The organism is Microbacterium sp. SA39, from assembly GCF_000967865.1.
In the GTDB taxonomy this organism is placed as follows: Bacteria; Actinomycetota; Actinomycetes; order Actinomycetales; family Microbacteriaceae; genus Microbacterium.
In genome coordinates this window covers 157304-169112 of record NZ_JXRU01000039.1, presented here as the reverse complement: position 1 = coordinate 169112, position 11809 = coordinate 157304, and the positions used below count along the sequence as shown (strand labels likewise).

12 protein-coding genes are annotated in these 11809 nt (G+C 64.3%); 2 read left to right on the top strand and 10 right to left on the bottom strand.

Translation table 11 applies throughout. The features are described from left to right. Window positions 1-40: 40 nt before the first annotated feature. Entirely contained in the window at window positions 41-364 is a 324-nt protein-coding gene (gene trxA, locus RS85_RS17185) for a thioredoxin (protein ID WP_046014687.1), read from the top strand. Between the two features lie 489 nt (window positions 365-853). Here trxA and RS85_RS17180 read toward each other — a convergent pair whose 3' ends face one another. From RS85_RS17180 to rpmH, 10 genes are all read right to left on the bottom strand, one after another. Next, complete coding sequence (locus tag RS85_RS17180) at window positions 854-1186, bottom strand: hypothetical protein (RefSeq protein ID WP_046014686.1); 333 nt, start codon at window positions 1184-1186, stop codon at window positions 854-856. 9 nt (window positions 1187-1195) lie between these two features. Then, window positions 1196-2644, bottom strand: a complete 1449-nt coding sequence (locus RS85_RS17175) for a sugar porter family MFS transporter (protein WP_046014685.1) — start codon at window positions 2642-2644, stop codon at window positions 1196-1198. 60 nt (window positions 2645-2704) lie between these two features. Further along, a complete protein-coding gene (locus tag RS85_RS17170) occupies window positions 2705-3673 on the bottom strand; it encodes a ParB/RepB/Spo0J family partition protein (protein WP_200894861.1) in 969 nt (322 codons plus the stop codon). Next, window positions 3673-4599 (bottom strand): ParA family protein, encoded by a 927-nt coding sequence (locus RS85_RS17165; RefSeq protein ID WP_046014683.1) that lies wholly within the window; start codon window positions 4597-4599, stop codon window positions 3673-3675. Before RS85_RS17165 ends, RS85_RS17170 begins: the two co-directional genes overlap by 1 nt. A gap of 1964 nt (window positions 4600-6563) precedes the next feature. After that, window positions 6564-7205, bottom strand: a complete 642-nt coding sequence (gene rsmG / locus RS85_RS17160; RefSeq protein WP_046014682.1) for a 16S rRNA (guanine(527)-N(7))-methyltransferase RsmG — start codon at window positions 7203-7205, stop codon at window positions 6564-6566. Between the two features lie 31 nt (window positions 7206-7236). After that, a complete protein-coding gene (locus tag RS85_RS17155) occupies window positions 7237-7728 on the bottom strand; it encodes a Jag family protein (RefSeq protein ID WP_046014681.1) in 492 nt (163 codons plus the stop codon). After that, window positions 7725-8795: a membrane protein insertase YidC gene (gene yidC, locus RS85_RS17150; protein WP_046014680.1), complete on the bottom strand. Its 1071-nt coding sequence runs from the start codon at window positions 8793-8795 to the stop codon at window positions 7725-7727. The genes RS85_RS17155 and yidC overlap by 4 nt, the downstream gene beginning before the upstream one ends. A 3-nt stretch (window positions 8796-8798) precedes the next feature. After that, window positions 8799-9149 (bottom strand): membrane protein insertion efficiency factor YidD, encoded by a 351-nt coding sequence (gene yidD, locus RS85_RS17145; RefSeq protein ID WP_046014679.1) that lies wholly within the window; start codon window positions 9147-9149, stop codon window positions 8799-8801. Continuing rightward, window positions 9146-9502, bottom strand: a complete 357-nt coding sequence (gene rnpA, locus RS85_RS17140; protein WP_082087686.1) for a ribonuclease P protein component — start codon at window positions 9500-9502, stop codon at window positions 9146-9148. The genes yidD and rnpA overlap by 4 nt, the downstream gene beginning before the upstream one ends. A 6-nt stretch (window positions 9503-9508) precedes the next feature. Further along, the gene (gene rpmH, locus RS85_RS17135) at window positions 9509-9646 is read right to left on the bottom strand and encodes a 50S ribosomal protein L34 (protein WP_045278552.1); all 138 of its coding nucleotides are present in this window, start codon (window positions 9644-9646) and stop codon (window positions 9509-9511) included. Between rpmH and dnaA the strand changes: the two genes are divergently transcribed. Next, the gene (gene dnaA / locus RS85_RS17130; protein ID WP_442921989.1) at window positions 9645-11354 is read left to right on the top strand and encodes a chromosomal replication initiator protein DnaA; all 1710 of its coding nucleotides are present in this window, start codon (window positions 9645-9647) and stop codon (window positions 11352-11354) included. The two genes, rpmH and dnaA, sit on opposite strands and share 2 nt — an antisense overlap. Window positions 11355-11809: the final 455 nt, after the last annotated feature.

The window sequence follows — 11809 nt, the reverse complement described above, 5'->3', positions numbered from 1 at the left end:
GCTGTTGTAGCTGACGAACCTCGAATCAAGGAGAACTCTGATGAGTGCAAAGGCTACGAGCCAGGCGACCTGGGAACAGGACGTTCTGCAGGCCGACGGTCCCGTGCTGGTGGACTTCTGGGCTGAGTGGTGTGGCCCTTGTCGTATGGTCGCGCCGGTTCTGGACGAGATCCAGGCCGACAACCCCGACAAGATCACGATCCTCAAGCTCAACGTCGACGAGAATCCCGAGCTCGCGATGAAGTACCAGATCACGTCGATCCCGGCGATGAAGGTGTTCGACGGCGGTGAGGTCAAGACGACCATCATCGGCGCCAAGCCCAAGTTCGCGCTCGAGAAGGACCTCGCCGCATTCATCGGCTGATCCTCTGAGACCCGTCAGGGCCGTCACCTCTTCGGAGGTGGCGGCCCTTTCTGTGTCCGGCTCTCGGTCGTTGAGCGAGCGACCTCCCGGTCGGTCGTTGAGCGAGCGAAGCGAGACGAAACGTACTCATCTCGTGGTCCCGGGCTCCGGGATGTTCCCCTCTCTCGCAGAGCGGGTTCCCTCCCGCTGCGCGGGGCACGATTTTCGGAGATGTTCATGAACTGCGGATGCTTTGAGTGCAAGCATCCGATATTCGTGAAGATGGCCGCAGAACTTCGCATGCGGATGCCGCGCGATGGCGCAGTCGTCGAGTGAAACGAGACGCTGACACACGTGTACAAACAAGAGCCGCGGCACTCCGACATCCGCATGACCGCGGGAGTCGGGGTGTTCCCGGCGTGAGCATCGGGAGGGGCCCGCGCAGCGGGAGGGAACCCGCTCTGCGAACGAAGGGAACGCCCCGACTCCCGCCGCCCCGCAAAGGAGACCTCAGGAAGACGCGACCGTCGGATCCCAACGGCGATGACGCTGCTTCTCGTCGAGCAGGCCCCACACCGCGGGCGTCAGCTCCGGGTACTCGAGCGCGATCTGACGCAGCACACGATAGTGGCGGGCGGCGTTGGGGCGCACACCGTCGTTCGCATTGATGTTGTCGGCCCTGAGCAGGTGCACGACGAGCTCGTCGACGCTCGGCAGCTCCTCCATGAACTCCCACGGGTCCTCGCCGCCGAGGAGGCGCTCCTGGATCAGCACGGCGAGCTCGTCCGCCGCTTCGGCACGCAGCACTTCCAGGCTGGCGCGGCGCTGTACGGACTCGGACATGCTTCCAGCCTACGTCCGACTCGGACGCCTCCGGCGCTCGACCTTCGTGTCTTCGCGCATGTCCTCGAGCTCCTTGCCCTTGGTCTCCGCGACCTTGAAGTACACGAAGAAGAACGACAGGAGTGCGAAGAATGCGTAGAAACCGTAGGCGAACGGAAGGCCGATCGCCGAGAAGGCCGGGAACGTCGTCGAGATGAAGAAGTTCGCCACCCATTGGGCTGCTGCCGCGACGGCGAGGGCGCCGGCGCGGATGGAGTTCGGGAACATCTCCCCCAGAAGCACCCAGACGAGCGGCCCCCAGGTCGCTCCGAAGAACACGACGAAGCCGTTGGCGCAGATCAGTGCGACGGTCGCCCACGGATCGGGGAGAGTCACCGCGCCCTCGGCATCCAGCGTTCCGAACGAGAAGGCGAGCGCCATCAAGCCCAGCGTCAGCGTCATTCCCACCGAGCCGACGAGCAGCATGATGCGCCGGCCCACCCGGTCGACCAGCAGGATCGCGACGATCGTGACCACGATGTTCGTCACCGAGGTGATCACCGTGATGAGCAGAGCTTGGGATTCGCCGAAACCGACGGACTGCCACAGAGTCGTGGAGTAGTAGAAGATCACGTTGATGCCGACGAACTGCTGGAAGACCGAGAGCAGGATGCCGACCCAGACGATCGGCTTCAGCCCGAGGCGGTTGCCGCGCAGGTCCCGCAGCGACTCGGTGCGCTCGGTGTTGAGCGTGCCGGTGATCTCCGCGATCTTGGCCTTGACGTCGACCGCGCCGGTCACTGTCGTCAGCACCTCGGAAGCCTTCTCGATCTCACCCTTCGCGACGAGGTAGCGCGGCGACTCCGGAAGGCGCATCGAGATCACGCCGTACACGATGGAGGGCACCGCTCCGGCGATGAACATCCAGCGCCAGGCATCCAGTCCCCAGAGCGGCTCTGCCGCTCCCCCGGCGACGTTGGCGAGCATCGCGTCGGACAGCAGCGCGATGAAGATACCGGTGACGATCGCCAGCTGTTGCAGCGAGCCCAGACGTCCCCTGATGTTGGCGGGTGAGACCTCGGCGATGTACGCCGGTGCGATGACGGATGCCGCGCCGACACCGAGCCCGCCGATGACGCGCCAGAAGATCAGATCGATGACACCGAAGGCGAAGCCGGATCCCAGTGAGGACAACAGAAACAGCACAGCGGCGACGACCATGATCGGGATGCGTCCGAAGCGGTTCGCGAGCGGACCGGCGAACCACGCGCCGACGGCACAGCCGATCAGCGCCGACGAGACGGCGAAGCCCTTGAGTCCCACGCCGAGGTCGAAGCCGGACTGAGTACCGGCCAGAGCGTCGACCGCACCGTTGATCACGGCGGTGTCGAAGCCGAACAGGAAGCCGCCGAGGGCGGCGGCGATACTGACCGCGATGACGCGGCCTCGAACTGCTGATCCGGGTTGTGTGCGCGACATTGTGCCCCTCCTCGACATCGTTGACGCGAGTCTAAGCCTGTCGGCGTGCGGTGGGGCGGATCACCCGCGGCCGTAGCCCTGTTCACCGATTTCCTCGAGAATGCGGTTGAGATCCTGGATTGATGCGAAATCGATCGTGACCTGGCCTTTGCGCGCTCCCAGAGCGATCTTGACGCGCGTGTTCAGGCGGTCACCGAGCTTGCCCGCGACCTCGTCGAGGTATGCGCGGCGCGCCCCCGGCGTCGGCTTGGGCGACTTTCCTGCGCCGGCAGTCTGCGACTTCGCGGCTTCCTCGGTCGCGCGGACCGACAGGTCCTCGTTCACGACCTTGTCGGCAAGGCGCTGCATCGCCTCGGGGGACTCGAGGCTCAGAATCGCGCGGGCGTGACCCGCGGTGAGAACGCCGGCCGCGACCCGCTGCTGCACGGGAACCGGAAGCTTGAGAAGGCGGATGGTGTTGCTGATCTGCGGTCGCGAACGGCCGATCCTCGTCGCGAGTTCCTCCTGCGTGATGCCGAAGTCCTCGAGGAGCTGCTGGTAGGCGGATGCCTCTTCCAGCGGGTTGAGTTCGGAACGGTGGAGGTTCTCCAGCAGCGCGTCGCGGAGGAGGTCCTCGTCCGCGGTCTCGCGGACGATCACCGGGATCGTCTCGAGACCGGCCTCGCGTGCGGCACGCGTGCGCCGCTCTCCCATGATGAGCTCGTACTCGCCGTCGGAGTTCTTCCGCACCACGACCGGCTGCAGGACTCCGAACTCTCGCACGCTGTGAACGAGCTCGGCGAGGTCTTCGGGGTTGAAGTGGGTACGCGGCTGTCGAGGGTTCGGCACGATCAGGTTCGGGTCGACCTGCACCAGATGGATGCCGGGAACGGTGGCGAGCTCCTCCTTCTCCCGCTCGACCGTGCTGAGCTGCGCCTCACTCGGACGCAGGTTCGCGCCGGGGAAGAACACGTCGACGGGACGTTCCGCCTGGTCCCCCGTAGGGATCAGGGCACCGATGCCCCGACCCAATCCAGTGCGCTTCGCCATCATTTCTCCTTGCTCTGCGTCGTCTTGCGCGACGCGATCTCGACAGCGGCCTCGCGGTAGGCGATCGCGCCGGCGGACTGTCCATCGTAAGCGATCACGGTCTGGCCGAAACTCGGTGCCTCGGACACGCGCACCGAGCGGGGAATCACCGTCTCGAGCACTTGGTCCGGGAAATGCGTGCGCACCTCGTCCGCCACTTGCTGAGCCAGACGGGTGCGTCCGTCGAACATCGTGAGCAGGATCGTGGAGAGATGCAGTTCGGGATTCAGGTGCTTCTGGATCATCTGGATGCTGCCGAGCAACTGACTCAGTCCTTCCAGCGCGTAGTACTCGCACTGGATGGGGATGAAGACCTCGGATGCCGCTGTGAAGGCGTTGATAGTCAGCAGACCGAGCGACGGCGGGCAGTCGATGATGACGAAGTCCATCGGAGTGGCCTCGAGATAGACCTCGAGCGCGCGGCGCAGCCGGTGCTCTCGCGCGACCTGCGCGACGAGCTCGATCTCGGCACCCGCGAGGTGAATGGTGCTCGGTGCGCAGAAGAGGTGAGGATTCTCGGGGCTCTGCTGGACGATGTCCGCGAGGGGGAAGTCCTCGATGAGCACGTCGTACACGCTCGGGATCTCGGCGCTGTGCGGCACGCCGAGCGCCGTGGAGGCGTTCCCCTGCGGGTCGAGGTCGATGACCAGCACCTGGGCGCCGAGGGCGGCGAGGGCAGATGCGATGTTCACAGCGGACGTCGTCTTTCCGACTCCACCCTTTTGATTCGACACTGTGAGGACGCGGGTCTCCCCCGAGAACTCGACCTTCGCGCCCTCGAGCGCGCGGCGCCGGACGGAGAGGTCAGCGAGCTCCCGCGCGAGCGGTGTATCCATCCCGAACGACTCGTTCGACGATGCCTTCTCGGATTGTTTCACGTGAAACATCCACTCCTTTCGGGGCCGCGTTCCACTCTAATCGCAGGTAGTGACGTTGGGATGCCGCAGGTCCGGGCTGCGGGGGCCATCCGAGGTTGTGAGGAGGTAGCTACGAGGGTCACGGGCCGGTGGGGGTGGTGTGCTCCGCGGCACTTCGTGACTGAAGGCTGGGGCCGCGATCGCTTCCGTGAGGATCTCGTTTGCAGTGGTTCAGGTCTGGTGGGCGGTTGAATCAGGATCGGCGATGCTGGTGGGGTCGGCAGGGCGTGCCACCACGGACCCCGGGGGCCCGGCCGTTCGATCCACATGAGGCCAGGTGCTTCGAGTTGACGCGTACGGTCGCCGAATCGAGGACTGGCATGTACCTGGCGGGGCACTGAGCGCTATGACACGGTCCAAGCCACACCGAGCCGGTCGCACCTCAGCGTCGGGTGGTGCCCCCCTGCAGGCGGCAAGCGGCGCTCGGAGACGTCAATGTTTCACGTGGAACATCATCTCCGGTTGAGATCAGGCGCAAGCGCGGCACGTCCTGAGTTTCCTGCGACGCGCAGGCGCCGGGTGTATCGCTCCCCATCGCCGCTTCGGCCGAAATGGCTGGATGCGCACAAACGGGTTGCAGTGTTTCACGTGGAACATCACGTTGAGCGCCGGCAGCTCCAGTCGTCACCGAACGTCACTGCATTGCGTCGGTCATCCGCATCTGTCTGCGCGGATCGTTTGCAGCCGCCCTCGGCTACCTGGGGCCCCGGCCGGATTCCCACATTCAACGCCGGGGAGCGGCATCCGTGACCAGGCATGAACATCGGAACACCCTCGGCGCCGGTGCTCATCGCGCGGATCGGCACGCGCCCCCGGCATCTGGATGTGCCGCGCCTCACTCGAGGGCCACCCGACCTCGCCGAAAGAGCTCGCACCACGATGCAATCACGGGCATGTGCCGCCCCACTTCGTCAGCGCAGCCCCAGCAGGGAGGCGCTCTACACAAACCCCGGGGAAAGCCGCCGCCGGGGCGAATCCGCCAAGGGCGCCGTCGGCGACGGCTGAACTCCTGGCTACGACCTCCCTCGCTCCCCTCTCTTGCGACCGATTGGGCATGTTTCACGTGAAACATGCCCGCCTTCCTGACGAGGCGACTAGGACAGGACCCATACTTCCGGGACATCTGATCGCCCGACCCGTCTGTCCCCGACCGCCACGAACCGGAGGAGACAGAGCAGCACCCTCTACAGCCCCTCCCAATGGGGTGCAACCGGCAGTGCTGATTGGCCCCGGCGTGATCGACCGCGGGTTCTCTCCTTCGACGCGTACGCCAACAAGGTGACCCATTCGGCGAGCACGACCGCCAAACACCTTGGAACCGAGATGTTTCACGTGAAACAGTCGCCGGAATGCGGCACCTTCAGTAGGGATTCGCCTGCCCAGCTTCCTACCGGCCTGACGCCCAGCACGCGACAACGCCTCAGTGTCTATTCGTCGGAGCGCATCGGCCCGGGACATCTGTCTTCATCACCGAGCCGCCCCCTCCCCGCCCCCGCCGCCTCAAGGATGTCGACGACAAACGACGCGGCGTCCGCCTACTTGTCGCTGGCGGCCGCCGCTCATCTGTTGATGCACTGCACCCTCGGGAACGCATCGTCGACGTTGGCCAGCCAGCACCAAATACCCCGACATGTCGCGATGGGCCACTACTCCCACCTGAATGTGACACTGGGTTCGAGACGAGCCAACCGACAGAACCGTCTTCAGAGGTTCTTGCCCGCACCCATATCGTCTCCACTGCGCTTGAAGGAGAGTGTCTAAAAGGCGCCTCGAAACCTGGCGGGGCGGGATCACTCCCGGCGTGAGCATCGGGAGCGGCCCCGCTTGCGGGGAGGGTGCCCGCTCTGTGAACGAAAGGAGTGATCCCACCCCGCCCCAGGGAGACACCGAGCAGAAACAACAGATGTTTCACGTGAAACATCGAGCCTCGCGTCCTACCGAACAACCGCTCTCACGACTCGCGTGGTCTCCGGGAGTATTCCCTCACCGAGAACCTCGACCCGCACAGCGGAGAGACGGAACTTCTTCACCTGCTTCTGCGCGGCCTCGATCTCGTTGGCCGCATTCGTGCCCTTGAGCAGCGCAAGCTCTCCCCCGTCGCGCACCAGCGGCGCGGTCAGAGGAATAAGAGTGCGCAGCGCACTGACCGCCCGAGCCGTGACGACGTCGAATCCCTGAGCCGGACGCACATCTTCTGCGCGGGACCGTACGACCTCGACGTTGGCGAGTTCCAGAGCCGCCACCTGCTCACTGAGCCAGGTGACCCGGCGCTCCATGGGCTCGACCAGGGTCCACTGCACGTCGGGACGAGCGATCGCCAGCACCAGACCGGGAAGCCCTGCACCAGAACCGATGTCGGCGACTCGACCGTGGAAGAGCGGCGCGGCGATGACGCTGTTCAGAATGTGCCGCGTCCACAGGCGCGGAAGCTCGAGCGGTCCGATGAGACCGCGCTCTTCGCCCTGCTCTGCGAGAGTGCTCGTAAACGAACGGGCGACATCGATCTGGTCGCCGAACAACGCAGCGGCAGCCTCCGGCTCGACCTCGAGACCGGCGCGCTTCGCACTCGTCGTCATGCGGCTACCGGTCGATGTTTCACGTGAAACATCAACGGCGGCGGAGAACCGTGTGTCGGTCCGTGCCCTCACCGTACGACTCGGATACGAGCCCACGGTCGGCCGCGATGTCATGCACGAGCTTGCGCTCGTAGCTCGACATCGACGGGAGCGACGCCTGCGATGATCCCTCGTCGAGCTTGACCGCGGCCGCCTCCACCAGCGTCTCGAGCTGGCGACGGCGAGTGTCTCGCGACCCGCCGATGTCGAGGATCAGGCGCGAGAATGAACCGGTGCGGTTCTGCACGGCGAGGCGGGTGAGCTCCTGCAGCGCCTGAACGGTGTCTGGCGCGGACAACAGCGCGAGGCCATCCCCCTCAGCCTCGACGGACACGTAAGCACGTCCCTGCCGCACATCGAGATTCAGGTCTCCGTCGATGTCCGCGATGTCGAGCAGCTCCTCGAGGTAGTCCGCCGCGACATCTCCCTCGTTCTCGAGCTCAGCCACCGTGGGTTCGGTGGTCTCGGTCACGACTTCACTCATGAACCGCTCCCCTTCTTCTTCGCACGCTTCTTGCCGACAGGCTGCTGGCGCTTCGGAGCCTCGGCCTTGGCCTTCTCCGCCTCTTCGAGCAGACGCTGCTGCTGCGCCTCATAAACCGACATCGGGATGACCTTGCCCGACGAATCGATCGCCTTGCCCTTCTTCGCGAGTCGCTCTTCGCGCGCCTTGGCTGCTTCCGAACCGGGGGTCGGCATCTCACGGATGACGAGAAACTGCTGGCCCATGGTCCACATGTTCGAGACGAACCAGTAGACGACCACGCCGAGGGGGAAGAAGATGCCCGAGAAGATGAAACCGAGCGGCAGCACGTAGAGCATGATCTTCTGCATCTGGTACGCCTGGCCGGTCTTGGCCTCGGGAGACAGGTTCTTCGAGATGATCTGGAGCTGCGTGAAGAACTGCGAGCCGATCATGAGGACGACCAGCGTGACGAGGATGATGATCGCCGTCGTGTTGCTGGCATCTACCGCGTCGCCGAGCGTCTCGTGAAGCGAGGCGACGCCGAAGAGCTTCGCGTCATAGAACTCCTTCGTCAGCTCAGCGTTCAGCAGGCCCACACCACCGATACCGTCGATGGCGTTCTTCTTCACATCGCTGAGCACGCTGAAGAGCGAGAAGAAGATCGGCATCTGCACCAGCAGCGGAAGACAGCTCGACATCGGTGTGGTGCCGTGCTTCTTATACAGGGCCATGGTCTCGCGGCTCATCGCCTCGCGAGACAGCTGATCCTTCTTGCCGCGGTACTTCTCCTGAACTTTCCGCAGTTCAGGAGCGATTTCCATCATCTTTCGCTGACTCTTGATCTGCTTCACGAACAGCGGGATGAGAGCAGCACGGACGACGATGACGAGCCCGACGATGGAGAGCACCCAGGTGAGACCGGATGCCGCGGGCATGCCGACCGCGGTGAGCAGCCAGTGCCAGGCGACGAGGATCATCTCGACGACCCACTTGAGCGGCCACAGGATCGTGCCGATCAGGTCGAACCCGCCCGATGCCGGAGCATCGCTGGGGGTGTTGCTGGCGAGCAGAAGGTCAAGACCCACCGTTCAGTCCTTTCGGGCAGGGACGACGAAACCGTGAGCAGTCAGGTCGTAGCGGAAGTGTTGGTGCGGACGGACGTCGTCGACGCCTCCGCGAGTCCAGGGATTGCAGCGGAGGATGCGCCACGCGGAGAACAGGGTCCCCCGCACGGCGCCGTGCTGCTGCACCGCACCTACAGCGTAAGCGGAACAGCTGGGGTAATACGCACAGACATCTCCATACAGAGGAGAGATCGTCTTGCGGTACGCCGTGAGGAATCCGAGCACCATGTTGCGGGGGATCAGATGGATGCTGCGAAGGACGTCGCCCGACTGCATCCGCGCCGAACCTATGGACGATGCCGGCAGCGCCGTCACGACGCACCCGCCGTCGAAACCGGTATCAGTCGCAGCAGGCAGCGGTTCACATCTGCGCTGAGTTCGGCGAACGATGCCGTCGCAGACGCAGGAAGGGCACGGATGACGACATCCGTGCCCTCGGGAACGCGGGGAAGCGCCTCCGCACAGACGGCTTTGAGACGCCGACGCACGGTGTTGCGCACCACTGCGGTGCCCACCTGCTTGCTGATGATGAATCCGAACCGTGCAGCTCTGCTCTCGCCCGTCGACATCAACGACGTGATGACGCGCGACCCGCCACAACGTGATCCGCGGCGAACGACCAGTCGATAGTCGCTCCCGCGGGTCAGCCGACACGGGCGGGCGAGCACAGCAGACTACGCGGAGAGCTCGGTGCGGCCCTTCGCACGGCGAGCAGCGAGGATGCCGCGGCCGGCGCGCGTGCGCATGCGAGCACGGAAGCCGTGCTTCTTGGCGCGACGACGGTTGTTGGGCTGGAAAGTGCGCTTAGTCATGGAATCACTCCGGGAATACTGCCACCGGGTTCACTGCGACCGGAGACATGGGGAACTGCCAAAAAATGGCATAAGTCAACCAAGTAAGGGTACGTCTTGCCGGCGCGCAGAGCAAATCTGCACGCTGAGGCCGCGGACACCCGGCACGAACCGCACAGCCATTATCCACACCCACGTCACCCGCGGGCGGCATGACACGCGCGCGGGTTCTCAGGGGCAGGTTGCCGTTCCCAGGCTTGGTGACTACCGTGGCAACCGAAGTTATCCACAGGGGCACGGCACGTCGGAGCCCTCATCGATCCCCCTCCGGAGCGTCATGTCCTCACCAGCTCAGCCCGACGTTCCGATCTGGACCACGGTGCAGGAACTCCTGGCGGACGACGATCGGGTGACTCCCCAGCTGCAGGGGTTCCTCAGCCTCGCCGTTCCGGCCGGGGTGATGTCGGCGACGCTCTATCTCGAAGTTCCCAACGACCTCACCGCCGCTCAGATCAACAAACGGCTGCGGCTCCCCATCATGGAGGCCCTGTCGCACATCGGCGAAGAGGTCACCTCGTACCGCGTGGTCGTCAACCACGAGCTGGCTGAGCAGCCGACTGCACCCATCGCCGTCGGCGACTTCGGTCGCCACGAGCAGATCCGGGTCGAATCTCCCATGGAACAGCCGACCCAACTGCGCCACGAGTCGCGCCTGAACCCCAAGTACACCTTCGACAACTTCGTCATCGGGCAGTCCAACCGCTTCGCCCATGCCGCAGCAGTCGCTGTCGCCGAGGCACCTGCCAAGGCATACAACCCGCTCTTCATCTACGGCGACTCCGGGCTCGGCAAGACGCACCTCCTGCACGCGATCGGCGACTACGCGCAGTCGCTCTACCCCGGCGTCAAGGTCAGGTACGTCTCGAGCGAGGAGTTCACGAACGACTTCATCAACTCGATCGCGAACAACCGCGGCGCCGCGTTCCAGGCGCGGTATCGCGACGTCGACATCCTTCTCATCGATGACATCCAGTTCCTGCAGGGTCGCGCAGAGACTCAGGAGGCCTTCTTCCACACCTTCAACACCCTGCATGACCACAACAAGCAGGTCGTGATCACCAGTGATGTCGCTCCGAAGCACTTGACCGGGTTCGAAGATCGGATGCGCAGCCGCTTCGAGTGGGGTCTCATCACCGATGTGCAGGCCCCCGACCTGGAGACGCGCATCGCGATCCTCCGGAAGAAGGCGCAGAGCGAGGCCCTCCATATCCCGGACGAGGTCCTCGAGTACATCGCCACCGTCGTGTCATCGAACATCCGCGAGCTCGAGGGCGCCCTCATCCGGGTCTCCGCCTTCGCGAGCCTGAACCGCTCGTCGCTCGACATCTCCCTCGCCCAGACTGTGCTGCGCGACATCATCGACACGGCCGAGGACAACATCATCTCGCCGACCGACATCATCACGGCGACGGCCGGCTATTTCAAGCTCACAGTGGACGACCTGTACGGCTCCAGCCGTTCGCAGCAGATCGCCACTGCCCGGCAGATCGCGATGTATCTCTGCCGCGAGCGGACGAGCCTGTCGCTGCCCAAGATCGGACAGCTGTTCGGCAACCGCGATCACACGACGGTCATGTACGCATACAAGAAGATCAGTGAGCTCATGAAAGAGCGCCGCTCGATCTACAACCAGGTCACCGAGATCACCACGCAGCTCGGTCGTCGCTGAGGCGACGCACTCCGGCAGAGGGGGACACGGCGCCGATCCGGGCGCCGTGTCCCCCTTTCCGTCGTCGTGGCGGCGTCAACGGCATCCGATAGATGCCTCTATGCACATGTGGATAACTTGTGGATGGATGTGAAATCCATCGGGAGGAATCGGCCTGCAACCGTGACACATGTGGATAACTACGGAAGGCCGGTAAGGGGGCTGGATGCCGATAACCCGCGGTTTCCTCAGGGATTCCACAAGTGACAGCGGTGTAGTTCCCTACTCGCGTCTGCTTTCCACCGAGTTATCCACAGAATCCACAGCGGTTAACACCGTTAAGGAGTTAACACTTCTAGAGGGCGATCCGATCACCAGACGATGGGGAGAACCCGGGGCGGATGACAAACCCTCCGTCGTAGGGATACGCCGGACTGTGGGGCTAGCATGGGAAGCCCTGCACCGGCAGGACCGAC